Here is a 26,093-nt window from a genome sequence, read left to right on the forward strand (position 1 = left end):
ATGGCGTATGCCGTACCGTCCTTCTCGGTCTCTGAAAAACCTCTCGCTTACCGTTGGCCTTGCGGCTGTCACCGCCTGGCGCAAGCGGGTCACCGTGCGCCGTTGGGGCATGCAGGGCTGACTCGGCGTCCATTCCAATAACAAGAAAACCGGCACCCGGGTTCGGGTGCTCAGGGAGCTTTCGTCTTGAAATCCTTACCTTCCTTCTGTGGTCTTGCCCTTGCCGCCAGTGGTGGCCTAATGGCGTCGCCTGCTCTGGCGGACTTTCTTGCCGACAGCCATGCCAACCTGGCGATGCGTAACTTCTACTTCAACAGTGATAACCGCGACGGTGCCGCCAAGCCTTCGAAGACCGAGGAATGGGCGCAGGGCTTCCTGCTCGATCTGCGTTCGGGGTACACCAGCGGGGTGATCGGCGTCGGGGTGGATGCGACCGCCATGCTGGGTGTCACCTTGGACAGCGGCCGTGGCCGACACGCGGGTGGCACGATGATTCCGTCCGATGGCGAGCGTGCGGTGGATCAGTGGGGCAGCGCGGGCGCGACTTTGAAGTTGAAAGCGAGCAAGAACGAGCTGCGGGTCGGCCAGTTGATGCCGAAGATGCCGGTGCTGATGGCCTCGGATGGTCGGTTGCTGCCGCAGACCTTCCAGGGGGTGCAGCTGCAGTCGAAGGAGTTCGACAATCTGATGCTGATCGGCGGTGCGCTTGACCGCGCCCGGGGCCGGGCGTCCACCGACCTGACCGGCATGGCCGTAAGTGGCGGCACCCAGGAAAGTGACCGTTTCTATTTTGCCGGTGTCGATTACCGTGCCAGCGATGCGCTCATGCTGCAGTACTACGCGGGTGAATTGCAGGACTATTACCAGCAGCATTTTGCTGGCCTCAATCATACCCTGGCACTGACTGACGACAGCTCGCTGACGACCGACCTGCGCTACTTCCGCACCCGCTCGGACGGCGCCAACGGCAGCGCTTCGGGGCGAGCGCAGGGCTATACCGTAGGCGGCTACACCGCCGATGGAGACGGCGAAATCGATAGCGACCTGTGGAGTGCGGCGTTTACTTACCGCCTGCGTGGTCACTCGCTCATGCTGGGCTATCAGAGCGTTTCCGATGACAGCAACTTCGTGCAGATCAACCAAGGGTCGATCGACAAGGGGGCCGGTGGCAGCAGCTTGTATCTGTGGACAGACAAGATGCTATTGAGTTTCACGCGTGCTGGCGAGCGCACCGGTTTTGCGCAGTATGGCTACGATTTCGCGGCGTTGGGTGTGCCCGGCCTCAAGGCCTCGGTGATGTATCTCAAGGGTGACCACATCCAGACCGCGGGCGGCGCCGAGCAGTCGGAGTGGGAGCGGGACTTCTCCCTGGATTATGTGATCCAGAGCGGGACCTTCAAGGGCCTGGGCGTGGCCTGGCGCAATGGTATGTCCCGCAGCGAAGCGGCCCGCAATGGCGATCAGAACCGCGTGATCGTCAACTATACCGTGGCATTGTTCTGAGCTGGCAGCAGCCGGCCTGTTCAGCGTTACGGCCCGGGAAAACTACAGGTCAGTACGGCCCCGCGCAGAGGCGCGGGGCCATGGCTGTTGCATCAGTGCTGCATGCGTTGCTTCGCCACTTCGTCCGTGGACACAGGCGAGCCTGAATTTCCCCAGCCCGAGCGAATGAACGACACCACGTCTGCCACTTCCTGATCGCCAAGGCGCCAGGCGAAGCCGGGCATGCCGTAACCGGTGGGGGCATGCTGGTTGCCCGGCAGGTAGCCGCCGTCCAGCACGATATGGATCAGCGAGGTCGCATCCTTGCCATTGAGTACCGGGATGCCGGCCAGGGCCGGGAACACCTCGGCGTAACCGCGGCCGTCGCTGCGGTGGCAGGCCATGCAGTTGTCGATGTAGGTGCGAGCGCCCGGGGTACTCACGTCCATGCGGCTCAGTTGCAAAGCGGTGTTGCTTTCGGCTTTGACGGCAGGCGACGCATTCACCGGAGGCAAGCTCTTGAGGTAGTGAGCGATGGCCAGGCGATCAGCATCGGTCAGGTGTTGCATGCTGTGCTGGATGACATCGGTCATGCTACCGAACACCGCCGTGCGTTCCGTGCGGCCGCTTTTCAGGAACTGCGCGAGCTCCTCGGTGCTCCAACTGCCCAGGCCATCGTGCGCGTCGCCGCGCAGGCTTTTCGCCACCCAGCCTTCCAGCGGTGCGCCGCCGGCCAGGAAGTGGTCGCCATCGCTGCCGGTTAGCGATTTTTCCTGCATGCCGATGCCGCGTGGGGTGTGGCAACTCCCGCAGTGGCCGAGGCCGTTGACCAGATAGCGGCCGCGCTCCAGTTGTGGGTCTGGCGTGCTGCCCGTTTCGGTGGCCACCTTCGGGGCGAACGTCCAGCGCCAGAACGCCAGCGGCCAGCGCATGTTCATCGGCCAGGGGATGTCGCTTTCGCGGTTGGCCTCGGCCACCGGCTGCACACCTTTCATGAAGTAGGCATAGAGGTCGGCGATGTCCTGGTCGGTGACCTTGGCGTACGAGGGGTAGGGCATGGCGGGGTAGAGGGTACTGCCATCCTTGCGAATGCCGTCTCGGTGTGCGGCGACGGCGGCTTCATGATGAACAGCCAGGAGCTGGAAACTGCGGTCCGTCTGGGCATGCACATCACCGTGGTGATCCTGCGTGACGATGGCTACGGCATGATCCGCTGGAAGCAGGCCAACATGGGCTTCACCGATTTCGGCCTGGACTACGGCAACCCGGACTTCGTCAAATACGCCGAAGCCTATGGTGCCAATGGTCACCGCGTCGAAAGCGCCGAAGCCTTGCTGCCACTGCTCGAGCACTGCATCAAGACCCCTGGCGTGCACGTGATCGACTGCCCGGTGGACTACAGCGAGAACGACTTCATCCTGAACATGCAGTTGCGTGAGCGCAGCATAGCCATCTGAGCCACGCTTTGCAGTGGGCCGGCAGGCGCGATGACGGGCCTGCTGGTCTTCTGCTCGAGGTTCTTCACCGTCGACGATGATGGTGCCGCATCGGCTCTTGCTGGCATGATGGCGGTTGCCAGGGCATTCGCAGATAATGATTCATCTGGGCCCTGACAAAGACCTGGGCAAATCAAATGTGAGGATCTACGGATGGTTAATGTTCGGCCGCGTCCTGCGGTGAATGGCGTGGCTTCGGCTGACCGCGTGCTGACAGTGCTCTCGGCGTTCCAGGTGGGCGACACGTCCTTGACCCTTGTGGAGCTCGTCGAGCGTACCGGACTGATCAAAAGTACCATCATGCGTTTGATGGTCTCGCTGGAGAACCATGGTTTCGTCAATCGCATGGCAGATGGGCGCTACCAGCTGGCCAGCGAGGTCATGCGGCTCAATGCGGTGTATGAGGAGGGCATTGATCTGGAGCGCCACGTGATGCCCAGGCTGCACCTGTTGGCAGAGCGTACCGGCGAGACGGCCTCGTTCTACGTGCGACACGGCGCGTATCGGATGTGTCAGTACCGCGTCAATTCGCCCCATCGACTGCGCATGCACGTCCAGCCCGGCGACATGCGGCCGATGGACGACGCCGCTGGGGCCCAGGCGTTGCGCGCGCCGTTCGCCAGCGGTATCGCCATGCAAAAGCCATTTTACTCGATGGGAGCCACAGACCCGCATGCCGCATCGGTCGCCTTTCCCGTGTACGGCGCTGGCGACGAGCTGGTCGGCGCACTGGTCCTTTCCGGCCCATCCAGCCGGCTCACCCCGGAGTGTGCCGAAGCCTTCAACGACATCTTCTTCGACGCTACCCGTGACCTGATGCGCAGCCTTGGCTGCAAGGCCGCAGATGGCTTGCCGGCAGCCGGGAAGTAAACATCGCTAGCTGGACGCGGGGCGGCTACTAGCGCATGACCGCTGTAGCCGTTCGGTCAGGTTCAGCAGATCACTGAATCAGCGGCACGCCACTGAGCTTCTGCAGCTCGTCGAAGTCGATGTCCGCGCAGATCTCTACCACTTTCAGGCCATCGGCAGTCACTTCCAGCACGGCCAGGTCGGTGTAGATACGGCTGACGCAACCGATGCCGGTCAGCGGGTAGGTGCACTCGGGCACCAGCTTGCTTTCGCCGGTCTTGGTCAGGTGGTCCATCATCACGAACACCTGGCGGGCGCCCGTGGCCAGGTCCATCGCGCCGCCCACGGCGGGGATCGAACCTTCGGCGCCGGTGTGCCAGTTGGCCAGGTCGCCCTTGACCGACACCTGGAAGGCACCCAATACGGCGATGTCCAGGTGGCCGCCACGCATCATCGAGAACGAGTCGGCGTGGTGGAAGAAGGCACCGCCGGTGAGCAGGGTCACGTGTTGCTTGCCGGCGTTGATCAGGTCGTCGTCTTCTTCACCTGGCGCAGGGCTCGGGCCCATGCCCAGCAGGCCGTTCTCGCTGTGCAGGAACACTTCCTTGTCGCCCAGGTAGTTGGCCACCAGGGTCGGTGCGCCGATGCCCAGGTTGACGTAGGCGCCTTCCTGGATGTCTGCGGCCACGCGCTGGGCCATCTCGGTGCGGGAGAGCTTTTTGGTGATGGTCATGGCAGGCCTCAGACAGCGTTGGCGATCGAAGAAGCGGCAGCGCCGGAAACGGCGACCACGCGCTGGACGAAAATACCCGGGGTGATGATGTGCTCCGGGTCCAGTTCACCGAGCTCGACGACCTGGTCGACCTGGGCGATGGCGGTCTTGGCCGCCATGGCCATGATCGGGCCGAAGTTGCGCGCGGCCTTGCGGTAGACCAGGTTGCCCCAGCGGTCACCCTTGTGCGCCTTGATCAGTGCAAAGTCGGCGTGCAGTGGCATTTCCAGCACGTACATGCGGCCGTCGATTTCACGGGTTTCCTTGCCTTCGGCGAGCAGGGTGCCATAGCCGGTCGGCGAGAAAAACGCCCCGATGCCCGAACCCGCGGCGCGGATGCGCTCCGCCAGGTTGCCTTGTGGCACCACTTCCAGTTCGATCTTGCCGGCACGGTACAGTTCGTCGAACACGTAGGAGTCGGACTGGCGCGGGAAGGAGCAGATTACCTTGCGCACGCTGCCGGCCATCAGCAGAGCGGCCAGGCCGATCTCGCCGTTGCCGGCGTTGTTGCTGATGATGGTCAGGTCGCGGGCACCGGTGGCGATCAGGCCATCGATGAGTTCGGACGGCATCCCGGCGGTGCCGAAGCCACCGACCATGATGGTCGAACCGTCGGTAATCCCTTCCACCGCGCTGGCGATGGACTCAAACGTTTTATTGATCACAGCGAGCTCCTGGTTCTTCCTGGAGTATGAATAGTCGACCTGCCGCGTTGACGCGGTGGGGCCATGCAGCGCGTTGGCGTTGTGTGCTGACTTGCCCATAGCGTGCCGCAATAGCGTGAAACAGTAGAGAGGGTGGAGAGGAATTTGTGCGATTACCGAACTGTTGTGCGATTTCTGAGCGGCCAGGCTGCCTGGCATTCACTCCGATGCAAACGACGGCCGCTCGGCGAACCAGGCCACCGCCAGCGCCTTGAACGCCTCGGCCGAAGGCGTCAGCGGATAGCGCTGGTCATGCGCCAGAACGATGCTGTGGGTGGGCAGCTTCTCCTCGGTCGGCCGGCAGACCAGCGCTTGCCCATCGTAGCTGCGGTCACCAAATGGCCGGGTATAGATCAGCGCCACGCCAAAGCCGTTGGCGACGAGGCTACGCTGCAGCTCGAAGGTGCGCACACGGTGCACAACGGCCGGTGACAGGTCGTAGAAGCTGAACAGGTCCAGCACATGCTGCCAACTTTGCGCCTGATCGGTGACCACCAGGGTGTATTGCGCCAATGCCTTGAGGCTGACGCGCGGCTGCCTGGCCAAGGGGTGATCGGCCGCCAGCAGTACCTGAGCGGTCAGCTCGCACAGCTGAGTGCAGTGGGTGTTCGGCGGCAAACCCAGGTCGTAGGTGATCGCCAGTTCTATCGCCCCTTCACTGAGCCGCTTGCCCACGAAATCGAAGCTGCCATCGCGCATGTCGACCGTGACCCGTGGGCAGGACTCCTGCATCCGCCGCACGATTTGCGGCAGGCAATAGGGCGCCAGGTCTTCGAAACAGCCGACCACCAGTTCGCCGACGCACTCACCTGCATTGGCATTGATTTCGGCAAAGGTCTGCGCCTCTGCCAGCACGCGACGGGCCTGGACCATGACTGTGCGACCGAAGGGTGTCAGCGATATGCCCAGGCCCCGTTGGCGGATGAAGATCGATTGGCCCAGCACCTCCTCCAGCTCGGTGATGGCGGCCGAGATGGAGGGTTGTGAAACATGCAGTTCCATGGCCGCAGCCGTCAGGTTTCCATGCTTGGCCGCTGCGAGCGCATAGCGCAGTTGGCGCAGTGTGAACTTCATAGGTTTTTCCTTTGTGATGCATCAGCACTTATTATTTTATCCTTTTTTTACATTGTGAAATATTTCTCCTGCGCAGTGCTCACCAAGGACGGCACGCCAGCCAGGCTGGCGTCCCTCTTTGGGCCGGATGCCCTCGAATACTGCAATCAATGTTCTTGTTTGGGAGCGTCACAATGACAATTACAAAGGCTCTGCTGACCACGACACTCTCTCTCGGGTTGCTGGCGTGCGCTGGCGGCAGCCAGGCCGCCAACTGGTGCGAGTCTGGCAAACCGGTCAAATTCGCCGGTTTGAACTGGGAAAGCGGGATGCTGCTCACCGACGTGATGCAGTTCGTGCTGAAAAACGGTTACGGCTGCGATACCGATAGCCTGCCGGGTAACTCCATCTCCATGGAGAACGCCCTGAGCAGCAACGATATCCAGGTATTCGCCGAAGAATGGGTAGGGCGCAGCGAGGTATGGAACAAGGCTGCGGCTGCCGGCAAGGTCGTCGGCGTCGGCGCCCCGGTGGTAGGCGCGGTCGAGGGCTGGTACGTGCCGCGTTATGTGATCGAAGGCGATGCCAGGCGCAAACTCGAAGCCAAGGCACCCAACCTCAAGCGCATCGCCGACCTGTGAGCTGGACAACAGCGAAATGCTCAAGCAATACGGCCTGGAGAACACCTATACCAACTTCCGCCCGGGCACCGGCCCGGCGCTGGATGCCGCCGTGCTGTCGAGCTACAAGCGTGGTGAGCCGATCCTGTTCTACTACTGGTCACCGACGCCGTTGATGGGCCAGGCCGACCTGGTCAAGCTGGACGAGAAGCCCGGCGTGGACAAATCCGTGACCATCAAGGTGGGGGTGTCCAAGGCCTTCCACGAGCAGGCGCCGGAACTGGTGGCGGTACTGGAAAAGGTCAATCTGCCGATCGACCTGCTGAACCAGAACCTGGCGCGCATGAGCAAAGACCGTATCGAGTCGCCGGAGCTGGCCAGGTTGTTCCTCAAGGAACACCCCGAAGTCTGGCACAGCTGGGTCAGCGAAGACGCAGCCAAGAAGGTCGATGCGGCACTCTGAAAGCGGGGGGCGTCCGGCGCTTGCCGGATAAACCCACGTCGGTCCGCTCCATGCACTTGCTCGAGACAATTCCATGTTTCCCAAAAACTTCACGTTCTCCATTGCCGACTGGGTCAATGGCTGGGTCGATGCGCTGGTAAGCAACTACGGCGATGTGTTCCGGCACGTCTCCGACACCCTGTTGTGGGCCATCGTCAACCTCGAAGGCCTGCTGCGCGCGACCCCTTGGTGGCTGGTGCTGGCCATCGTCGCGGGTATTGCCTGGCACGCCACCCGCAAGGTCGCGGCCACCGCCGTGATCGTCGGCTTGCTGTTCCTGGTCGGTGCGGTAGGCCTCTGGGACAAGCTGATGCAGACCCTGGCGCTGATGCTGGTGGCCACGCTGATCTCGGTGCTGGTGGGCATTCCGCTGGGGATCCTGTCGGCGCGCAACGACCGCCTGCGGGCGGTGTTGATGCCGCTGCTCGACATCATGCAGACCATGCCCAGCTTCGTGTACCTGATCCCGGTGCTGATGCTGTTCGGCCTGGGCAAGGTGCCGGCGATCTTTGCCACCGTCATCTATGCCGCCCCGCCACTGATCCGCTTGACCGATCTGGGGATTCGCCAGGTGGATGGCGAAGTGATGGAGGCAATCAATGCCTTCGGCGCCAATCGCCTGCAGCAGCTGTTCGGCGTGCAACTGCCCCTGGCGTTGCCGAGCATCATGGCGGGTATCAACCAGACCACCATGATGGCCCTGTCGATGGTGGTCATCGCGTCGATGATCGGGGCCCGTGGCCTGGGTGAAGACGTCCTGGTCGGCATTCAGACCCTCAACGTCGGCCGTGGCCTGGAAGCGGGCCTGGCCATTGTGATTCTGGCGGTCGTGATCGACCGTATTACCCAGGCTTATGGCCGGCCACGGCATGGGGTGGGCAAATGAGCGCCAAGCAGATGATGAACAAGATCGAAGTGAAGAACGTCTTCAAGATTTTCGGGGCGCGCGCCGAAGAGGCCCTGGCACTGATCCGCCAGAAGAAGGCCAAGGACCAGGTGCTGGCCGAAACCGGCTGTGTGGTTGGCGTCAACGACCTTTCGTTGTCCATCGGCAGCGGTGAGATCTTCGTGATCATGGGGCTGTCGGGCTCGGGCAAATCAACCCTGGTGCGCCACTTCAACCGCCTGATCGACCCCACCAGTGGCCAGATCCTGGTCGATGGCGAGGACATCCTGCAATACGACCTGCCGGCCCTGCGGGAATTCCGCCGACACAAGATCAGCATGGTGTTCCAGAGCTTCGGCCTGCTGCCGCACCGCAGCGTGCTGGACAACGTCGCCTATGGCCTGAAAGTCCGTGGCGAGAACAAGGCCACGTGCACTGAGCGAGCCCTGCACTGGATCAACACCGTGGGCTTGAAGGGGTATGAAAAATCGTACCCGCACCAGTTGTCGGGCGGGATGCGCCAGCGCGTCGGCCTGGCCCGTGCCTTGGCCGCCGACACTGACATCATCCTCATGGACGAAGCCTTCAGTGCGCTCGACCCGCTGATTCGCGCCGAAATGCAGGACCAGCTGCTGGAGCTGCAGAAGACCCTGCACAAGACCATCGTCTTCATCACTCACGACCTCGATGAAGCGGTGCGTATCGGCAACCGGATTGCCATTCTCAAAGACGGTCGCCTGATCCAGGTCGGCACGCCGAAGGAAATCCTCTATCAGCCTGCGGACGAATACGTCGATCGTTTCGTGCAGCGCCGCGTAGCTTCGCTTTAAGGAATTGCGTGTATGTCGTTTGCCAAAAAAATCATCATCGCCGATGCGCCTGTTCACTGGCAGGACGTGGTGGCCGTGGCGCGGCATGGCGCCAGGCTCGAGCTGGCGCCCTCGGCCTGGGCGCGGATCGACAACGCCCAGGCGATTGTCCAGCGCATCGTTGCCAGCGGTGAACGCGCCTATGGTGTCAACACCGGGCTTGGCGCCTTGTGCAATGTCTCATTGCAAGACGAACAGCTCAGCCAGTTGTCGCGCAATACCCTGCTCAGCCATGCCTGCGGCGTGGGGGCAGCGCTGTCGGATGAACAGACCCGGGCGATCATGTGCGCGGCGGTCATCAATTTCAGCCAGGGCCGTTCCGGCCTGCAACGCAAGGTGGTCGAGGCGCTGCTGACACTGCTCAATCAGCACATTACCCCACAGGTTCCGAAGCAGGGGTCGGTGGGATATCTGACCCACATGGCCCATATCAGCATCAGCTTGCTGGGCGTCGGCCAGGTCAGTTATCGCGGTCAGATCGTACCTGCGCAGCAAGCCTTGGCCGAGGTTGGCCTGGCGCCGGTCAGGCTGGGCGCCAAGGATGGCCTGTGCCTGGTCAACGGCACCCCGTGCATGACCGGCCTGAGCTGCCTGTCTCTGGATGACGCCACGCGGTTGAGCCAATGGGCGGACGTGATCGGTGCAATGAGCTTCGAAGCCCTGCGTGGCCAACTCGATGCGTTCGACGCGCAAGTCATCGCGCTCAAACCGCACCCCGGCATGCAGCGTGTGGGCAGCAACTTGCGCCGCCTGCTTGACGGCAGCGAAGTCATTGCCAGCAGCCATGGCATCCGCACCCAGGATGCCTTGAGCATTCGTTCGATCCCGCAGGTTCATGGCGCCGCCCGCGATCAGTTGGCCCACGCTGCGCGGCAGATTGAAACCGAACTCAATTCCACGACCGACAACCCGATGTTGCTGGGTACGCCCGAGTCCTATCGAGTGGTTTCCCAGGCGAACCCGCACGGCCAGTCGGTGGCCATGGCGGCTGACTTGCTGGCCATCGCGGTGGCCGAGATCGGGGCGATTGCCGAGCGCCGGCTCGACCGCCTGATCAACCCGTTGGTCAGTGGCTTGCCGGCGTTCCTGGTCAGCCAGCCCGGGGTGAATTCGGGCATGATGATTGTCCAGTACGTGGCCGCTTCCCTGTGTGCGGAAAACCGCCAGTTGGCGCAACCGGCTGTCATCGACAACTACGTCACCTCCGGGCTGCAGGAGGATCACTTGAGCATGGGCACCAATGCCGGGTTGAAGCTGCACCGCGCCTTGGAGAACTGCACGCAGATCCTTGCCATCGAGTACCTGTTGGCGGCCCAGGCATTCGAGTTCCTCAAGGAGCAGCGTTTTGGGGCAGGGACGGAGGTTGCCTGGCGCTTGCTGCGCGAGCGGGTGCCGGCCTATGTCCAGGACCGATGGCTGGCCCCGGATATCGTCAGCAGTGCCGCGATCCTGAAGGAGCCAGGGCTGCTGGATGCTGCCTTCCCCGGGTTGCTATGACGTGGGCTGTCATGAGTGTTCCACAGCGTTGCTGAACAGCTTGACGGCCTCCACGACTTGGCGCGCTCCGCTTTGAATGTCCTCGATCACCTGTCCCGCCTGGCCAACCATTTCGACGCCGAGGTCGGCTTTACCAAGACTTTTCTGCATGCCGTGGACAGCGACGAGGGAGAGATCATGGTTTCGCTTTACCACATCCTTGATCTCCGTTGTTGCTTGGGCGGTACGCACTGCCAACTTGCGAACTTCGTCTGCTACCACGGAAAAACCCCTGCCGTGCTCTCCCGCTCGGGCCGCTTCAATCGCTGCATTCAGGGCCAAGAGGTTTGTTTGCTCGGCAACCTCGCGTATCGTTTGAATGATGCGGGTGATGGCTTCGGATTGCCTGTTGACTGCCTGAATCTGCTCCGCGGCTCTGGAAAGCTCATCGGCAATTTCTCGCACCGTGGCGATGGTTTGCCGAACGATAAGTGCGCCCTCGTGAGCGCTGCGGTCGGTGTTGTGGGCGATTTCATAAGCCAGCGCGGCAGCCGCTGATTCAGCGTGTTGGTGGTTGACTTGAGGTGTTATGTCGCGAGCAAATTTGACAATTTTGTACAGCCTGTTCTCGGTATCGAAGACCGGGTTGTAAGTCGCGCTCAGCCAGACGGTATTGCCGTGCCGGTCAACTCGCTGGAAGCGGCCAGAGAAAAACTCACCTGCGTTCAGCCGTTTCCAGAATTGTTGGTATTCAGCCGAGTCCGCTTCCTGCGGCGTGCAAAACAATCGGTGATGCTTGCCCTGGATATCTTTTACTTCATATTTGAATGTGCGCAGAAAGTTTTGATTGGCTTCAATGAGGTGCCCGTTCAGGTCGAACGAGACAATGGCCATGGCGCGATGGATGGCGTCTATTACACCCCTTTGCTCTTGCTCAATCTTTACCCGGTCTGTTACAACGGTCGCGAGCATCAGGATCTCTTCTACGCCGCCATCTGAGCGGAGAATCGGATTGTAGCTCGCTTCCATCCATACTTTCGTTCCCGCTTTATTACAGAGCGCAAACCGATCGCGAACATACTCACCTCTGCGCAATTTTGTCCAAAGGTCGCTATTTATACCTGTAGGGGTGTCATCCTTCGGGGCGAGCAGGCTGTGATGCTTTCCAATCAGTTCGTCTTGACGGTAATCCAGCGCATGTAGCAAGTTCTGGTTGGCGCTGATGATGGTGCCGTTCGGTGTAAGCGCCATCACCAGGTTGGACAGGTCGATGGCGCGCGTTCTTGCCTCCGTGTACCTTAACGCCGATGAGGCATGTTCAAGTTCGAGCTTTAATCGAGTATTAAACATAAGCTTTCCTAGTGCTGCTTTGATTTTGGGCTCGGTGCTTCTGTGTCATCGATGTCGTGGCTAAGGCCAACTAATACGGGGGAGGGTTTCGATCGCGGGCTTGGCGAAAAAGTACCCTTGAAATAAGTTGACGCCAATGTCTTGCAGTGTCGTCAATTCTTCCAAGGTTTCTACGCCTTCGGCGATGACCTCGATGCCGAGCCCCTTGGATATCGTTACGATTCCATGGGTTATCACTCTTTTGGCTTTGCTGTGCTGAATCCCTCGGATGAGTTCCATGTCGATTTTTATGATGTCCGGCTGAAAATCGGCAAGTAAGTTGAGTCCAGAGTAGCCGGCGCCGAAATCATCGATAGCCGTTTTGAAACCCTGCTTCCTGTAAGAGCTCATGATGTTCTTGATATGAGATTTGTCACGGATGCTCTCGCCTTCAGTGACTTCGAAGATGATTCGATCAATCGGGAATCCGAATGTCTCGGCGGCCTCCAGTGTGGTGCGTATGCAGGCGTCTGCTTGATAGACCGCGTTGGGTAAAAAATTGATGCTTAAAAAATTTTGAACGCTGGCTTTTGCGGCTAATTCAACGGCTTTGACACGGCATGCTTGATCGAAGCGGTATCGATTAGACTCATTGACCTTGTCCAAAATGGATTTGGCACCCGCTCCGTCTGTGCCGCGAACCAGAGATTCATAGCCGAATACAGTGTTGTTGAAGGTATTTACAATCGGTTGAAAGGCCATGGTGAAATCGACATCAAAGCCGCGATTGTCCTTGCAGTTGCGGCAACCGTGGGGCCGCTGAGCCGTGACGGGTATGAGTTCTGTAGACAAGCTGGCACCTCGTGTGGGGCGGTGGTATGGCTCCGTGCCGATGTCCTGGAGGTGCTTGCACGCTCCCTGAGGCGAAGTATTGCCCCAATACTTGTACAAGGAAAGCTGTTTGTACAATTATTTTTCGTAGAGAAGACGGTTTATCAGCCAAATCGGGCGACAAAATAGCCATATCGAGGTCTTTGTGGGCTTCTGTGCCTGAGGCTGTACAACTTTGGGGGCGGTGCGGCGACGCCATTGCACTTACGAGTCCCTTAGCGCGCTTTGGTATTGATAAAACCGATGGGAGCTATATCGCAAGCATCTGTTCCATCAAAGAAAATGGGGCCACGTAACCACATGTTGGAATCTGCCATGAACAAAGTCTCTTTCACCGAACGCATGGTCCATGCCGTCGGCTATGAAATCTTCGCCGTGCTGCTGTGTGCGCCCTTGCTCTCGTGGATCATGGGCAAGTCGCTGGCCACGGCCGGCACCCTGGCGGTAACGCTGTCGCTGATCGCAATGGCTTGGAACATGGTCTATAACGCGCTCGTCGACCGCTTCGTGGCGACGCCTCGCAGTCAGTGGAAAGCCCCGGCGCGCCTCGTCCATGGCCTGGGCTTCGAGGCGGGCCTGGTGGTCTGGTGCCTGCCGGTGGCGGCCTGGATGCTGGAGATCTCGCTGCTGCAGGCGTTCATGGTCGAGCTGGGCTTCTTCGTGATCATCTTGCCCTACACCGTGGTGTACAACTGGGCGTTCGACCGGGCCCGGTACTTCATCATGCAGCGCCGAGCCGTGGCCTGAGGCCTCAGAAGTGCTTGCTTGCAGCGGCGGTGAGGCTTAGCCGATCGGGTCCTGGCCGAGCACCTTGCTCAACGCAACCCGGGCATCTTCCAGTTGCACCAGCGAAGCATGCCGGGCGCCGAGGGCGTCACCGTTCTGGATAGCCGTGAGGATCGCCTTGTGCCGCGGCAGGGCCAGTTCGTCGAAGTTGGGGCGCTGGTTGGAGTAGCGCACCGACTCGCGAAGGGCCAGCGAGAGCATGTTGCACAGGTAGGCGAGCAGGTCGTTGTGGGTGGCGTCGGCGATACGTGCGTGGAAGTCCAGGTCCGGCTGCAGGCGCTCTTCGTGGGTGCGTGCGGCTTCCATGCGCTGATAGGCCTCGCTGATCGAGGCGACATCCTCGGCGCTGGCATTGGTCGCGGCCAGTGCGGCGGCGGCAGGTTCGATGACCCAACGCACGCTGGACAGGGTGTTGAAAAACTCTTGCTGCGGCGTAGCCTGCATCAGCCAGTGCAGCACGTCGGGGTCGAGCATGTGCCAGGCGTGGCGCGGGCGCACCAAGGTGCCGACACGGGGGCGGGCTTCGATCAGGCCCTTGGCGGTGAGGGCGCGCATCGCTTCACGGAACACCGGCCGGCTGATCGCATAGGCCTCGCACAGGCTGGCTTCGGCGGGCAGTTTCTGCCCCGGCTGGAGCTGGCCGGATACGATCTGCAGGCCGAGGTCCTGGACCAGGGTGGCGTGCATGCTCTTGCGCGTGGTGGGCTGACGGTAGTTCATGTGGGGTGCTGGCGGTCCATCGGAGCGGGGTGGGCATCATAGCATCAGTCAAGCTGTACCGGCCCCTGTGGCAGCGGGCAGGCCCGCGAACACCGGCAAAGCCGGTGCTACGCACCGCGCTGCTTGCTTCGCGGGCATGCCCGCTCCCGCACAGTGCCAGTGCAGGCTCAGTGGGAGTGCTTGGGCACAGCAGAGCCTCGGCAGCCCACCAGAAAGTCGAAGTCACAACCTTCATCGGCCTGCATCACATGGTCGATGTACAACTTCGCATAGCCTCCGCTGATCAACGGCTGCGGCACCTGCAGATCTGCCAGGCGGCCGGCCAGTTCCGCCTCGGAAATATCCAGGTGCAGGCGGCCCTCATGACAGTCCAGCTCGATCCAGTCACCTTCGCGTACCGCCGCCAACGGCCCACCCGCCGCAGCTTCAGGCGCCACATGCAGGACCACGGTGCCATACGCCGTGCCGCTCATGCGCGCGTCGGAGATGCGCACCATGTCGGTCACGCCCTGGGCCAGCAGCTTGGCTGGCAAGCCCATGTTGCCGACTTCGGCCATGCCCGGGTAACCCTTCGGGCCGCAATGCTTCATCACCAGCACCGAGCTGGCGTCGACCTCCAGCGCCGGGTCGTTGATGCGCGCCTTGTAGTCTTCGAAGTTCTCGAACACCACCGCACGGCCACGGTGGCGCATCAGTTCGGGGGTTGCCGCCGAGGGCTTGAGCACCGCGCCTTTGGGGGCGAGGTTGCCGCGCAGGATGCAGATGCCGCCGTCGGCCACCAGCGGCTTGTCGATCGGCCGGATGACCGCTTCGTCATACAGCGGTGCGCTCTGGCAGTTGTGCCACAGGCTCTTGCCATTGGCGGTCAGCGCGCTGGGGTGGGGCAGCAGGTTGTGCTCGCCCAGGCGACGGATCACGGCAGGCAGGCCACCGGCATAGTAGAACTCTTCCATCAGGAAGCGCCCGGACGGCTGCAGATCGACCAGGGTCGGCGTGCCGCGGCCGACGCGGGTCCAGTCTTCCAGTTGCAGGTCGACGCCGATGCGCCCGGCGATGGCTTTCAAGTGGATCACCGCATTGGTCGAGCCACCAATGGCGGCGTTGACGCGGATGGCATTCTCGAAGGCTTCGCGGGTAAGAATCTTCGACAGGCGCAGGTCTTCGTTGACCATCTCGACGATGCGCATGCCCGACAGGTGAGCGAGCACGTAACGGCGCGAGTCCACCGCCGGGATCGCCGCATTGTGCGGCAGCGAGGTCCCCAGGGCCTCGGCCATGCAGGCCATGGTCGAAGCGGTGCCCATGGTGTTGCAGGTGCCTGCCGAACGCGACATGCCAGCTTCGGCCGAAAGGAACTCGTTGAGGTCGATCTGCCCGGCTTTGTAGGCCTCGTGCATTTGCCAGACGATGGTGCCGGCGCCGATGTCGCGGCCCTTGTGCTTGCCGTTGAGCATCGGCCCGCCGGTGACCACGATCGCCGGCACGTCGCAGCTGGCGGCGCCCATCAGCAGGGCCGGGGTGGTCTTGTCGCAGCCAGTCAGCAGCACCACGGCGTCTACCGGGTTGCCACGAATGGCTTCTTCCACGTCCATGCTCGCCAGGTTGCGGGTGAGCATCGCGGTGGGGCGCAGGTTGGACTCGCCGCTGGAGAACACCGGGAACTCCACCGGGAAGCCGCCGGCCTCCAGCACGCCTTTCTTCACATGCTCGGCAATCTTGCGAAAGTGCGCGTTGCACGGGGTCAGCTCGGACCAGGTGTTGCAGATGCCGATGATCGGCTTGCCCTGAAACTCATGGTCGGGAATGCCCTGGTTCTTCATCCAGCTGCGGTACATGAAGCCGTTCTTGTCGGCGGTGCCGAACCATTGGGCGGAGCGCAGGGGGCGTTTGCTATCAGACATGACGGACACCTTATTGGTATTACTATTTGTCGTTATGCTTCGACTCTATCGCTAAAAATCATCATTGTGAAGGCTTGTTGATTTAAATAGTAATACTATATGCTCGTCTCACCGCGCCGGAGGTCTGCCCATGAAACCCCGGCCATGTGCTGTCCCCATTACAAGAACAATCGGAGACCTCGCCATGATCCAGGAGCAGCGGCTCGTCCGCCTGATCACCCTGAAACTCATCCCTTTTCTGGTCCTGCTTTACCTGGTGGCCTACGTCGATCGTTCGGCGGTGGGCTTTGCCAAGCTGCACATGGGTGCCGACATCGGCCTCGGTGATGCGGCCTACGGCCTGGGGGCCGGGCTGTTCTTCATCGGCTATTTTCTGTTCGAAGTCCCCAGCAACCTGCTGCTCGATCGCTTCGGCGCACGGCGCTGGTTTGCCCGCATCCTGCTGACCTGGGGTGCGATCACCGTCGGCATGGCGTTCGTCACCGGGCCCAGCGGCTTCTACGTAATGCGCTTTCTGCTCGGCGCGGCGGAGGCGGGGTTCTTCCCTGGCGTGCTGTACTACATCACCCAGTGGTACCCGGTGCGCCATCGCGGCAAGATCCTTGGCTTCTTCATCCTGTCGCAACCGCTGGCGATGCTGATCACCGGGCCACTGTCGGGCGCCTTGCTGGGCCTGGATGGCAACCTGGGCCTGCATGGCTGGCAGTGGCTGTTCGTCTGCATCGGCGCACCCGCCGTGTTGTTGGCCTGGCCGACCCTGCGCCTGCTGCCGGACGGCCCGGACAAGGTGCGCTGGCTGGATGATGCGCAGCGTAGCTGGCTCAAGGAGCAGTTGGCCGAAGACCAGCGTGCGTTCGGCCAGACCCGCCACGGCAACCCGCTGCACGCCCTGAAGGATGGCCGGGTGCTGCTGCTGGCGCTGTTCTACCTGCCAGTGACCTTGAGCATCTATGGCTTGGGCCTGTGGCTGCCGACGCTGATCCACCAGTTCGGTGGCAGTGACCTGGTGACTGGCTTCGTTTCGGCAGTGCCGTACCTGTTCGGCATCATCGGCCTGTTGATCATCCCGCGCAGCTCCGACCGTCTCAACGACCGCTATGGCCACCTGGGCTTGCTGTATGCCTTGGGCGCAACGGGGCTGTTTCTCAGCGCCTGGCTGACCGTGCCAGCGATGCAGCTGGCCGCGTTGTGCCTGGTGGCTTTCGCGCTGTTCTCTTGCACGGCGATTTTCTGGACCTTGCCTGGGCGTTTCTTTTCTGGCGCCAGCGCGGCGGCCGGCATCGCCCTGATCAACTCGATCGGCAACCTCGGCGGCTATCTCGGCCCGTTCGGCATCGGCGCGCTCAAGGAACACACCGGCCAGCTGTCCTCGGGCCTGTACTTCCTGGCCGTGATGATGCTGTTCGGGCTGGTGCTGACCGGTGTCGTCTACAACCGCCTCGAGCGCCGCCAGCGCCAGGCATCCGTGAACATTGCAACCGACAAGCGAGCACAAGCATGCGACTGATCCAATTCGAAACTGCCGCCGGCCAGCGCCGGGTCGGCGTGGTGGAAGGCAAGCGCGCCCTGGAAATCCGCGGCGTGAGCAGCACCCGCCAACTGGCGCTGCAGGCCATAGCGGCAGGCCGCGACCTGGTCAGCCAGGTACAAACCGCGGGCCTGGGCGAGGGCCATGACTACCTGGCGCTCCTGGCCGAAGGCCGAGTGCTGCCACCTCTGGACCACGAAGACCCGGCGCACTGCCTGGTCACCGGCACCGGCCTGACTCACCTGGGCAGCGCCGCCACCCGCGACAAGATGCACCAGCAGCAGGCCGAGGGTGCCGTCACCGACAGCATGCGCATGTTCCAGTGGGGCCTTGAAGGCGGGCGGCCGCCCGCAGGCGAGCAGGGCGCGCAACCGGAGTGGTTCTACAAGGGCGATGGCGCCATGGTCGTGCGCCCCGGTGCCGACTTGCCGCTGCCGGCCTTTGCCGAAGATGCCGGCGAGGAGCCGGAGCTGGTCGGGCTGTATGTGATCGGCGAGTGCGGCACCCCGTTCCGCCTGGGTTACGCGCTGGGCAACGAGTTCTCCGACCACGTGATGGAGCGGCGCAACTACCTGTACCTGGCGCATTCCAAGTTGCGCGCCTGCAGCTTCGGCCCGGAACTGCGCCTGGGCGCGCTGCCGGCGCACCTGGAAGGCCGCAGCCGCATCTTGCGCGACGGCCGGGAGCTGTGGAGCAAGCCGTTCCTGTCCGGTGAGCAGAACATGTGCCACAGCTTCGAAAACCTGGAGTTCCACCACTTCAAGTACCGCCAGTTCCTGCGCCCGGGCGATGTCCATGTGCATTATTTCGGCACCGCCACGCTGTCGTTCGCCGACGGTATCCAGGCCCGGCCGGGGGACACTTTCGAGGTCAGCCTGGACGCCTTCGGCGAGCCACTGCGCAATGGCATCGTTGCCTCTGAACACGCGGTGCGCCCAGGCCTGGTGAAAAGCCTTTGAGCCTTCAATCGTTGTCACAGGAGTCAAGCATGTCAGGAAGCAACTTCATCGGCGGCGCCCGCAGCGCCGCAGGCAGCGTGCGCCTGCTGAGTTTGGATTCCCGCACGGGCGAGGCCCTGCCGGTCGTCTTCACCCAGGCCACGCCTGACGAGGTGGATGCCGCCGCCTGCGCCGCCGAGCAGGCTTTTGCCGAATACAACGGCTTGGCGCCAGAGCGCCGTGCGCAGTTTCTGGATGCCATTGCCGGGCAGCTGGATGCGCTTGGCGAGGCCTTCATCGACACGGTCTGCCGCGAAACCGCCTTGCCCGCCGCACGCATCCAGGGCGAGCGCAGCCGCACCAGCAACCAGATGCGCCTGTTCGCCCAGGTGCTGCGCCGTGGCGACTACCTGGGCGCCCGCATCGACCGCGCCCAGCCCCAGCGCCAGCCGCTGCCGCGCCCTGACCTACGCCAGTACCGCACCGGTGTCGGCCCGGTGGCGGTATTCGGCGCCAGCAACTTCCCGCTGGCGTTCTCCACGGCAGGCGGCGATACCGCTGCCGCGCTGGCTGCCGGTTGCCCGGTGGTGGTCAAGGCCCACAGTGGCCACATGGCCACTGCCGAGTATGTCGCCGAGGCGATCCAGCGGGCCGCCGAGGCTACTGGCATGCCAGCCGGGGTGTTCAACATGATCTACGGCGCCGGCGTAGGCGAAGCGCTGGTGCGCCACCCGGCGATCCAGGCGGTGGGCTTCACCGGCTCGCTCAAGGGGGGCCGGGCCTTGTGCGACCTGGCTGCAGCGCGTCCGCAGCCGATCCCGGTGTTTGCCGAGATGAGCAGCATCAACCCGGTGCTGGTACTGCCGGCGGCGTTACAGGCCAGGGGCGAGCAGGTGGCGGCCGAGCTGGCGGCTTCGGTGGTACTGGGTTGCGGGCAGTTCTGCACCAATCCGGGCCTGGTTATCGGCATGGCGGGGCCAGCGTTCTCGGCATTCGTGGCTGCACTGGCTGCACGCGTGGCCGATCAGCCAGGGCAGACCATGCTCAATGCTGGCACGCTGCGCAGCTATGCCAGCGGTGTAGCGCGCTTGCACCAGCATCCGGGCGTACGCCACCTGGCTGGGGCCGGGCAGGGCGGTGAACAGGCCCAGGCGCAGCTGTTCCATGCCGATGTCAGCTTGCTGCTGAGCGGTGATGAGCTGTTGCAGGAAGAGGTCTTCGGCCCGACCACGGTGGTGGTCGAAGTGGCCGACGAAGACGAACTGCGCCGTGCGTTGGGCGCCTTGCATGGCCAGCTGACGGCCACACTGATTGCCGAACCTCAGGACCTGCAGCGGTACGCAGCACTGGTGCCGTTGCTTGAACGCAAGGCTGGCCGCCTGCTGGTCAACGGTTACCCGACCGGGGTCGAGGTGAGCGATGCGATGGTGCATGGCGGGCCGTATCCGGCCACGTCCGATGCGCGGGGGACTTCGGTGGGGACATTGGCCATTGATCGTTTCTTGCGGCCGGTGTGTTATCAGAACTATCCGGATGGCTTGTTGCCGGCGGCGTTGCAGGATGGCAATCCGCTTGGTTTGTTGCGGTTGGTGGATGGTGTGTACAGCCGCGAGGGGATAAGCCGATAGGTGGTGGTTGCTTCTGGTGTCTGCCTTGAGAGGTGTGGCGCCTGGGAGATCGAGCGCCGCCCGCGCGGCGCATCGCGGGCGGCGCTCGATCTCCCAGGCGCCAAACCTCTCAAGGCAGGCACTAGGGCTAAGGACAAACACCAGGGCTAACGACAAACACCAGGGCTGACGACAATCACTGCCTGTGAGAGGATGTCCAACCTCCAAGCCAGGACCCCCGAACGCAGCCTGATGAAGACACCAAAACGAATCGAACCACTGATCGAAGACGGCCTGGTCGACGAAGTACTGCGGCCCTTGATGAGCGGCAAGGAAGCGGCCGTCTACGTGGTGCGCTGCGGTGCCCAGGTGCGCTGCGCCAAGGTCTACAAAGAGGCCAACAAGCGCAGCTTCCGCCAGGCCGCCGAATACCAGGAGGGCCGCAAGGTCCGCAACAGCCGCCAGGCCCGGGCCATGGCCAAGGGCAGCAAATACGGCCGCAAAGAAGCCGAAGACGCCTGGCAGAACGCCGAGGTGGCGGCGCTGTTCCGCCTGGCCAATGCCGGCGTTCGGGTGCCCAAGCCGTACGACTTCCAGGACGGCGTGCTGCTGATGGAACTGGTCACCGACGCCGACGGCGACGCCGCGCCCCGCTTGAACGACGTGCACCTGGAGGCCGAAGAGGCCCGTGAGCATCATGCCTTCGTCATCCGCCAGATCGTGCTGATGCTCTGCGCCGGGCTGGTGCATGGCGACCTGTCTGAATTCAACGTGCTGCTCGGCCCTGACGGCCCTGTGATCATCGACCTGCCACAGGCGGTGGACGCGGCGGGCAACAACCATGCGTTCAGCATGCTGCAGCGGGACGTGGCGAACATGGCGCATTACTTCGGGCGCTTTGCCCCGGAACTCAAGGCCACCCGCTACGCCGATGAGATGTGGGCGCTGTACGAAGCCGGTGAATTGCGCCCGGACAGCCCGCTGAGCGGGCAGTTCGAGGAAGACGACCATGCCGCCGACGTGGCCGGAGTGATGCGCGAGATCGACGCCACCCTGCGCGATGAAGCCCGCCGCCGTGCGGCGCGGGATGAGGCCGAGCATGGGCCGGCCAAGGCTGAAGAGCCGACACCGCCGTGGATGCAGTAAGGGTCTGACCGTTCCTGCGCTGCCAGGCATTTCGCTCTTCCCACCTGATTGCCGAGGGCCAATCAGCGCTGGGAGTCAACCATTGCTGTAGCAGCCTGAGCACGGGCAGCGGATAAAAATTGCAGTTCAAACCGAAGGCGGTACACGTTTGTTGCGCCAAGACGCGCTCCAACACTAGTGCCGCCGTTTCCTCGCCGCACAGGCAAAAATCGGCTGTTGCCATTGACGCAAGGCAGTATCTCGTCATCCGGCCTTTTCACTGGCGCCGGACAGGCATAAGGTATACGCCGTTAAAAATGCCCTGGAGCTGTCATGTCCAACCGTTTCCCGTCCGTTCGTCCCCGTCGCCTGCGCCAGAACGAATCCCTGCGCACGATCTTCCAGGAAACCGAATTCCGCCTGGAAGACCTGATCCTGCCGATCTTCGTCGAAGAAGGCATCGATGACTTCGTGCCAATCACCAGCATGCCGGGTGTCAACCGGATCCCGGAAAAACGCCTGGCCCAGGAAATCGAGCGCTATGCCCGCGCCGGCATCAAGTCGGTGATGACCTTCGGCGTGTCGCACAACCTGGACGCCACCGGCAGCGACACCTGGAACGAAAACGGCCTGGTTGCGCGCATGTCGCGCATCTGCAAGGACACCGTGCCGGAGATGGTGGTGATGTCCGACACCTGCTTCTGCGAATACACCAGCCATGGCCACTGCGGCGTGCTGCACGACCATGGCGTGGACAACGACGCCACCTTGGCCAACCTGGGCAAGCAAGCGGTCATCGCCGCCGCTGCCGGTGCCGACTTCATCGCCCCGTCGGCGGCGATGGATGGCCAGGTGCAGGCCATTCGTAGCGCCCTGGACGGTGCCGGTTTCCACGACACCGCGATCATGGCCTATTCCACCAAATTCGCTTCGTCGCTGTATGGGCCGTTCCGTGAAGCGGGCGGCACCGCGCTCAAGGGCGACCGCAAGAGCTACCAGATGAACCCGATGAACCGCCGCGAGGCGGTGCGTGAGTCGCTGCTCGACGAGCAGGAAGGGGCCGATGTGCTGATGGTCAAGCCGGCCGGCGCCTACCTCGACGTGATCGCCGACATCCGCGCTGCGTCGCGCCTGCCGCTGGCGGCCTACCAGGTAAGCGGCGAATACGCGATGATCAAGTTCGGCGGCCTGGCCGGTGCCATCGACGAAGGCCGGGTGGTGCGTGAAAGCCTCGGTGCGATCAAGCGCGCCGGTGCCGACCTGATCCTGACCTATTTCGCCATGGACCTCGCTCGCGACGGGATCTGACCGTCAGCAAGCGCCGCTTCCGAGCGGCGCTTGCAGTGCGCGCAATGCGCTGGCGCAGGAAAAAAGCAGTAAGCGCTGAATTATTTAGTGTCCCGTTGGATCAGATCCCATAGAGCTATCAGCAACAGGGAAACGGGCATGAAATCTCGCAAGAAAAGTGTCAAGCCGATCGGTTTGAAAGACATCACCATCGTCGACGACGCCAAGATGCGCAAGGCGATCACCGCCGCCGCGCTGGGCAACGCCATGGAATGGTTCGACTTTGGTGTTTACGGCTTCGTCGCCTATGCACTGGGCAAAGTGTTTTTCCCCAATGCCGACCCCAGCGTGCAGATGATCGCGGCACTGGCCACGTTCTCGGTGCCATTTCTGATTCGCCCGCTGGGCGGGCTGTTCTTCGGCGCCCTGGGCGACCGCTTCGGGCGACAGAAGATCCTCGCCGCAACCATCGTGATCATGTCGCTGAGCACCTTTGCCATCGGCTTGATTCCGTCCTACGCCTCGATCGGCATCTGGGCGCCGATCTTGTTGTTGCTGGCGAAGATGGCCCAAGGCTTCTCGGTGGGCGGGGAGTACACCGGGGCATCGATTTTCGTCGCCGAGTACGCCCCGGACCGCAAGCGCGGCTTCCTCGGCAGCTGGCTGGACTTTGGCTCGATTGCCGGCTTTGTCCTGGGGGCGGGGGTGGTCGTGCTGATCTCCACTGTGCTCGGCGAAGAGAAGTTCCTCGAATGGGGCTGGCGTCTGCCGTTCTTCCTGGCCTTGCCGCTGGGCATCATCGGCCTCTACCTGCGCCACGCCCTGGAAGAAACCCCGGCGTTCCAGCAACACGTGGACAAACTCGAGCAGGGTGACCGCGAAGGCCTGGCCTCGGGGCCGAAGGTGTCGTTCAAGGAGGTTGCCACCAAGCACTGGCGCAGTCTGATTACCTGCATCGGCGTGGTGATCGCCACCAACGTCACCTATTACATGCTGCTCACCTACATGCCCAGCTACTTGTCGCACAACTTGCACTACAGCGAAGACCACGGTGTGCTGATCATCATCGCGATCATGGTCGGCATGCTGTTCGTGCAGCCGATCATCGGCCTGCTGAGCGACAAGTATGGCCGCCGCCCGTTCATCGTGGTCGGCAGCGTCGGGCTGTTCGCCCTGGCCATCCCGGCGTTCATGCTGATCAACAGCGGCGCGCTGGGGCTGATCTTCTCCGGCCTGCTGATCATCGCCGTGCTGCTGAACTTCTTCATTGGCGTGATGGCCTCGACCTTGCCGGCGATGTTCCCCACGCACATCCGCTACAGCGCCCTGGCCAGTGCGTTCAACATCTCGGTGCTGATCGCCGGCTTGACCCCGACCCTCGCCGCCTGGTTGGTGGAAAGCAGCGGCAACCTGTACATGCCGGCGTACTACCTGATGGTGATCGCCGTGGTCGGCCTGGTCACCGGCGTGACCATGAAGGAAACCGCCAACAAGCCGCTGCGTGGCGCAGCACCTGCGGCGTCGGACATCGAAGAAGCGCGCGAACTGTTGCAGGAGCATCACGACAACATCGAGCAGAAGATCGAAGATATCGACGCGCAGATCGCCGAGCTGGAGGCCAAGCGCCAGGTGCTGGCGCAGCAGCACCCGCGTATCGACTGAGGCTCAGCGCGGCATGTAGCCGCGCTGCCAGGTGCGGGGAATGAAGCGCGACACCAGCGCCAGCAGGCAGGCCAGCGCGGCGCTGCCGGCCATCGCCTGCAGGCCCAGGCGCTGCTGTAACCAGGCACCCAGGGCAGCGCCGAGCAGCATGCCGGCCCAGGGCACCAGCTGCACCCGCCAGCCGTTATGCCGCTCGCCCAGCAGCCAGCGGCCCAGGCCGCGGCCGAAGCGCGACAGTGCGCCGGTGACGTAGGTCAGGCCGATGGGCAGGCCATTCACCTGTTCCACTACCGCATTGATCATGCCCATGGCCAAGGTGGCCGCCAGCAGCGCCGGGAACGTCGCCGCAAACGGCCATGCTGCGGCGCAGGCAAGCAGTGTGGCGACCACCAGCAACACTGGCCAGGCTCGGCGTCGGAAGCCACGGGCCAGCATGACACCCAGCGCGTTGCCGGCCACGAAGCCCAGCACGGCGCCGCTCAGGCGCAGCACCATGGCCTGGTCCGCGTCACTGATGGCCACGGCCAGGCGCGTGGTGTTGCCGCTCATGAACGAGACGAAATCGCCCAATGCCAGCAGGCCGATGGCATCCGTCATGCCGGCCAGCACCGATAACCCGGCCACCAGGCCAAGGCCGACGCGGCCACGCAGGACCTGCAGGCGCAGGCGCCTGGCCGTGCGCGCGGGGAGGGCGTTGGGCAGCATGTGCGGGCTTCAGTGCGGCAATTCGCGGGCGAGGGTGCTCTTGATGGTGCGCTCCACCACATCCACCAGCACCATGGTCTGGTGGTCCACCTCGATATTCAGCAGCTCGCCGGCCTGGTAGCGGGCGAAGGTGGTCTGGCGCAGGGTCTCGGGGATCAGGTTGATGGTCACCACGTTGTCCTCGACATCGGCGACGGTCAGGCTGCAACCGTTGACCCCGATGAAGCCACGCGGGAAAACGTACTTGCCCCACTGCGGTGGCATGCGGAAGGTGATGAAAGCGCCGGTTTCCTTGATCGACAGCTCGACGACCTCGGCGGTGGTGGCAATGTGGCCGGCCATCAGGTGGCCACCCACTTCGGCGTTCATTTTCGCCGAGCGCTCGATATTGACACCCTGGCCAGCCTTGAAGCAGCGCAGGTTGGTGCGTTCGAGCGTGGCGGTCATGGCGTCGAACTTGACCTGGGTGCCGTCGATTTCGGTGACCGACAGGCAGGTACCTTCGACACTGACGCTGGCGCCGATCTTCAGCTCGTCGAGCAGTTCCGGGGTGAGGTCGATGGTGAACTGGTTGTGGCCCGGGTAGGTGGTCACATCAAGCAGAGGGCGGACGGCCTGGACGATGCCGGTGTACATGAAGTTGCTCCTGGGCACAGAGTGGGAAAACATCAGGAAGCTATGCCCGTGGCGCCGCAAATGCAAGCTACCTGTGCCGGCCTCTTCGCGGGTAAACCCGCTCCCACAGGTATTGCACAAAGCTTGAAGACTCTGGCGATCCTGTGGGAGATTCTATGGTTTTCAGCAAGCCAGTTTCCCGCCTTTGGTGACGTATTCGTCCTGATTTTTCATCAGGGCGAATGCCACCCGCGCGAGCTTTCTTGCCAGGATTACCAGAGCTTGGGTTG

General features: G+C 62.7%; 21 protein-coding genes and 5 pseudogenes. 14 read left to right on the plus strand and 12 right to left on the minus strand.

Annotation, left to right across the window (positions count from 1 at the left end; genetic code table 11):
* Positions 1-240: 240 nt before the first annotated feature.
* Complete coding sequence (locus CQW31_RS25810) at positions 241-1,503, plus strand: OprD family porin (protein WP_099815726.1); 1,263 nt, start codon at positions 241-243, stop codon at positions 1,501-1,503.
* Between the two features lie 92 nt (positions 1,504-1,595).
* Here CQW31_RS25810 and CQW31_RS25815 read toward each other — a convergent pair.
* A pseudogene (locus CQW31_RS25815) lies at positions 1,596-2,588 on the minus strand (cytochrome c); the annotation flags it as partial.
* Between CQW31_RS25815 and CQW31_RS25820 the strand changes: the two are divergent.
* A pseudogene (locus CQW31_RS25820) lies at positions 2,577-2,939 on the plus strand (thiamine pyrophosphate-dependent enzyme); the annotation flags it as partial. The pseudogenes CQW31_RS25815 and CQW31_RS25820 overlap by 12 nt on opposite strands.
* A gap of 192 nt (positions 2,940-3,131) precedes the next feature.
* The gene (locus CQW31_RS25825; RefSeq protein ID WP_082433691.1) at positions 3,132-3,848 is read left to right on the plus strand and encodes an IclR family transcriptional regulator; all 717 of its coding nucleotides are present in this window, start codon (positions 3,132-3,134) and stop codon (positions 3,846-3,848) included.
* 70 nt (positions 3,849-3,918) lie between these two features.
* Here the strand turns inward: CQW31_RS25825 and CQW31_RS25830 are convergent, their stop codons facing one another.
* The 3 genes from CQW31_RS25830 to CQW31_RS25840 all read right to left on the minus strand — a co-directional run bounded on the left by CQW31_RS25830 (position 3,919) and on the right by CQW31_RS25840 (position 6,377).
* Positions 3,919-4,560, minus strand: a complete 642-nt coding sequence (locus tag CQW31_RS25830; protein ID WP_054887386.1) for a 3-oxoacid CoA-transferase subunit B — start codon at positions 4,558-4,560, stop codon at positions 3,919-3,921.
* Positions 4,561-4,568: 8 nt separating this feature from the next.
* On the minus strand, positions 4,569-5,264 hold the full coding sequence (locus CQW31_RS25835; protein ID WP_054887385.1) for a 3-oxoacid CoA-transferase subunit A: 696 nt from the start codon (positions 5,262-5,264) through the stop codon (positions 4,569-4,571).
* 198 nt (positions 5,265-5,462) lie between these two features.
* Positions 5,463-6,377: a LysR family transcriptional regulator gene (locus tag CQW31_RS25840; RefSeq protein ID WP_054887384.1), complete on the minus strand. Its 915-nt coding sequence runs from the start codon at positions 6,375-6,377 to the stop codon at positions 5,463-5,465.
* A gap of 173 nt (positions 6,378-6,550) precedes the next feature.
* Between CQW31_RS25840 and CQW31_RS25845 the strand changes: the two are divergent.
* From CQW31_RS25845 to hutH, 4 genes and pseudogenes are all read left to right on the plus strand, one after another.
* A pseudogene (locus CQW31_RS25845) lies at positions 6,551-7,439 on the plus strand (glycine betaine ABC transporter substrate-binding protein).
* A 73-nt stretch (positions 7,440-7,512) separates the two neighbouring features.
* Positions 7,513-8,364 carry a proline/glycine betaine ABC transporter permease gene (locus CQW31_RS25850; RefSeq protein WP_054887382.1) on the plus strand — a complete coding sequence of 284 codons (852 nt, stop codon included), beginning with the start codon at positions 7,513-7,515 and terminating at the stop codon, positions 8,362-8,364.
* The gene (locus CQW31_RS25855; protein WP_054887381.1) at positions 8,361-9,194 is read left to right on the plus strand and encodes a glycine betaine/L-proline ABC transporter ATP-binding protein; all 834 of its coding nucleotides are present in this window, start codon (positions 8,361-8,363) and stop codon (positions 9,192-9,194) included. Before CQW31_RS25850 ends, CQW31_RS25855 begins: the two co-directional genes overlap by 4 nt.
* A gap of 12 nt (positions 9,195-9,206) precedes the next feature.
* Positions 9,207-10,730 (plus strand): histidine ammonia-lyase, encoded by a 1,524-nt coding sequence (gene hutH, locus CQW31_RS25860; protein ID WP_054887380.1) that lies wholly within the window; start codon positions 9,207-9,209, stop codon positions 10,728-10,730.
* A 9-nt stretch (positions 10,731-10,739) separates the two neighbouring features.
* On the opposite strand, the gene CQW31_RS32250 is transcribed toward hutH, so the two are convergent.
* The 3 genes and pseudogenes from CQW31_RS32250 to CQW31_RS25870 form a co-directional block, all read right to left on the minus strand.
* Positions 10,740-11,300, minus strand: coding sequence for a methyl-accepting chemotaxis protein (locus tag CQW31_RS32250; RefSeq protein WP_256587437.1), 561 nt, complete (start codon positions 11,298-11,300; stop codon positions 10,740-10,742).
* A pseudogene (locus tag CQW31_RS32255) lies at positions 11,289-12,059 on the minus strand (PAS domain-containing protein); the annotation flags it as partial. The pseudogene CQW31_RS32255 and the gene CQW31_RS32250, both read right to left, overlap by 12 nt.
* A gap of 60 nt (positions 12,060-12,119) precedes the next feature.
* Positions 12,120-12,890, minus strand: a complete 771-nt coding sequence (locus CQW31_RS25870) for an EAL domain-containing protein (protein ID WP_249341958.1) — start codon at positions 12,888-12,890, stop codon at positions 12,120-12,122.
* Between the two features lie 354 nt (positions 12,891-13,244).
* Between CQW31_RS25870 and CQW31_RS25875 the strand changes: the two genes are divergently transcribed.
* Positions 13,245-13,676, plus strand: coding sequence for a multidrug/biocide efflux PACE transporter (locus CQW31_RS25875; protein WP_099815730.1), 432 nt, complete (start codon positions 13,245-13,247; stop codon positions 13,674-13,676).
* Positions 13,677-13,712: 36 nt separating this feature from the next.
* Here CQW31_RS25875 and CQW31_RS25880 read toward each other — a convergent pair whose 3' ends face one another.
* Entirely contained in the window at positions 13,713-14,435 is a 723-nt protein-coding gene (locus CQW31_RS25880) for a FadR/GntR family transcriptional regulator (protein ID WP_054887376.1), read from the minus strand.
* A 167-nt stretch (positions 14,436-14,602) separates the two neighbouring features.
* Positions 14,603-16,336, minus strand: coding sequence for an IlvD/Edd family dehydratase (locus tag CQW31_RS25890; RefSeq protein ID WP_054887375.1), 1,734 nt, complete (start codon positions 16,334-16,336; stop codon positions 14,603-14,605).
* A 184-nt stretch (positions 16,337-16,520) separates the two neighbouring features.
* On the opposite strand from CQW31_RS25890, the gene CQW31_RS25895 reads away from it, so the two are divergent.
* The 6 genes from CQW31_RS25895 to proP all read left to right on the plus strand — a co-directional run bounded on the left by CQW31_RS25895 (position 16,521) and on the right by proP (position 24,483).
* Positions 16,521-17,843, plus strand: a complete 1,323-nt coding sequence (locus CQW31_RS25895; RefSeq protein ID WP_054887374.1) for an MFS transporter — start codon at positions 16,521-16,523, stop codon at positions 17,841-17,843.
* Positions 17,834-18,823 (plus strand): AraD1 family protein, encoded by a 990-nt coding sequence (gene araD1 / locus CQW31_RS25900; RefSeq protein WP_099815731.1) that lies wholly within the window; start codon positions 17,834-17,836, stop codon positions 18,821-18,823. Before CQW31_RS25895 ends, araD1 begins: the two co-directional genes overlap by 10 nt.
* A 29-nt stretch (positions 18,824-18,852) precedes the next feature.
* Positions 18,853-20,430 (plus strand): aldehyde dehydrogenase (NADP(+)), encoded by a 1,578-nt coding sequence (locus tag CQW31_RS25905; protein ID WP_099815732.1) that lies wholly within the window; start codon positions 18,853-18,855, stop codon positions 20,428-20,430.
* 231 nt (positions 20,431-20,661) lie between these two features.
* Positions 20,662-21,555, plus strand: a complete 894-nt coding sequence (locus tag CQW31_RS25910) for a PA4780 family RIO1-like protein kinase (protein ID WP_099815733.1) — start codon at positions 20,662-20,664, stop codon at positions 21,553-21,555.
* Between the two features lie 312 nt (positions 21,556-21,867).
* Entirely contained in the window at positions 21,868-22,842 is a 975-nt protein-coding gene (hemB, locus tag CQW31_RS25915) for a porphobilinogen synthase (RefSeq protein WP_054887370.1), read from the plus strand.
* Positions 22,843-22,980: 138 nt separating this feature from the next.
* Positions 22,981-24,483 carry a glycine betaine/L-proline transporter ProP gene (gene proP, locus CQW31_RS25920; RefSeq protein ID WP_099815734.1) on the plus strand — a complete coding sequence of 501 codons (1,503 nt, stop codon included), beginning with the start codon at positions 22,981-22,983 and terminating at the stop codon, positions 24,481-24,483.
* A gap of 3 nt (positions 24,484-24,486) precedes the next feature.
* On the opposite strand, the gene CQW31_RS25925 is transcribed toward proP, so the two are convergent.
* The 3 genes and pseudogenes from CQW31_RS25925 to CQW31_RS31805 all read right to left on the minus strand — a co-directional run.
* On the minus strand, positions 24,487-25,188 hold the full coding sequence (locus tag CQW31_RS25925; protein ID WP_099815735.1) for a YoaK family protein: 702 nt from the start codon (positions 25,186-25,188) through the stop codon (positions 24,487-24,489).
* Between the two features lie 9 nt (positions 25,189-25,197).
* A complete protein-coding gene (locus tag CQW31_RS25930; protein WP_054887367.1) occupies positions 25,198-25,824 on the minus strand; it encodes a riboflavin synthase in 627 nt (208 codons plus the stop codon).
* 162 nt (positions 25,825-25,986) lie between these two features.
* Positions 25,987-26,093 (minus strand): annotated as a pseudogene (locus tag CQW31_RS31805) (IS110 family transposase); the annotation flags it as partial.

The sequence above is a fragment of the Pseudomonas sp. 382 genome, from assembly GCF_002759075.1.
In the GTDB taxonomy this organism is placed as follows: Bacteria; Pseudomonadota; Gammaproteobacteria; order Pseudomonadales; family Pseudomonadaceae; genus Aquipseudomonas; species Aquipseudomonas vlassakiae.

Bases quoted from the DNA above. Each gene is read 5' to 3' on its own strand.
- CQW31_RS25810 (WP_099815726.1), top strand. From the start codon at position 241: ATGGCGTCGCCTGCTCTGGCGGACTTTCTTGCCGACAGCCATGCCAAC.
- CQW31_RS25825 (WP_082433691.1), top strand. From the start codon at position 3,132: ATGGTTAATGTTCGGCCGCGTCCTGCGGTGAATGGCGTGGCTTCGGCT.
- CQW31_RS25830 (WP_054887386.1), bottom strand. From the start codon at position 4,560: ATGACCATCACCAAAAAGCTCTCCCGCACCGAGATGGCCCAGCGCGTG.
- CQW31_RS25840 (WP_054887384.1), bottom strand. From the start codon at position 6,377: ATGAAGTTCACACTGCGCCAACTGCGCTATGCGCTCGCAGCGGCCAAG.
- CQW31_RS25850 (WP_054887382.1), top strand. From the start codon at position 7,513: ATGTTTCCCAAAAACTTCACGTTCTCCATTGCCGACTGGGTCAATGGC.
- CQW31_RS25855 (WP_054887381.1), top strand. From the start codon at position 8,361: ATGAGCGCCAAGCAGATGATGAACAAGATCGAAGTGAAGAACGTCTTC.
- hutH (WP_054887380.1), top strand. From the start codon at position 9,207: ATGTCGTTTGCCAAAAAAATCATCATCGCCGATGCGCCTGTTCACTGG.
- CQW31_RS25875 (WP_099815730.1), top strand. From the start codon at position 13,245: ATGAACAAAGTCTCTTTCACCGAACGCATGGTCCATGCCGTCGGCTAT.
- CQW31_RS25880 (WP_054887376.1), bottom strand. From the start codon at position 14,435: ATGAACTACCGTCAGCCCACCACGCGCAAGAGCATGCACGCCACCCTG.
- CQW31_RS25890 (WP_054887375.1), bottom strand. From the start codon at position 16,336: ATGTCTGATAGCAAACGCCCCCTGCGCTCCGCCCAATGGTTCGGCACC.
- CQW31_RS25895 (WP_054887374.1), top strand. From the start codon at position 16,521: ATGATCCAGGAGCAGCGGCTCGTCCGCCTGATCACCCTGAAACTCATC.
- araD1 (WP_099815731.1), top strand. From the start codon at position 17,834: ATGCGACTGATCCAATTCGAAACTGCCGCCGGCCAGCGCCGGGTCGGC.
- CQW31_RS25905 (WP_099815732.1), top strand. From the start codon at position 18,853: ATGTCAGGAAGCAACTTCATCGGCGGCGCCCGCAGCGCCGCAGGCAGC.
- CQW31_RS25910 (WP_099815733.1), top strand. From the start codon at position 20,662: ATGAAGACACCAAAACGAATCGAACCACTGATCGAAGACGGCCTGGTC.
- hemB (WP_054887370.1), top strand. From the start codon at position 21,868: ATGTCCAACCGTTTCCCGTCCGTTCGTCCCCGTCGCCTGCGCCAGAAC.
- proP (WP_099815734.1), top strand. From the start codon at position 22,981: ATGAAATCTCGCAAGAAAAGTGTCAAGCCGATCGGTTTGAAAGACATC.
- CQW31_RS25925 (WP_099815735.1), bottom strand. From the start codon at position 25,188: ATGCTGCCCAACGCCCTCCCCGCGCGCACGGCCAGGCGCCTGCGCCTG.
- CQW31_RS25930 (WP_054887367.1), bottom strand. From the start codon at position 25,824: ATGTACACCGGCATCGTCCAGGCCGTCCGCCCTCTGCTTGATGTGACC.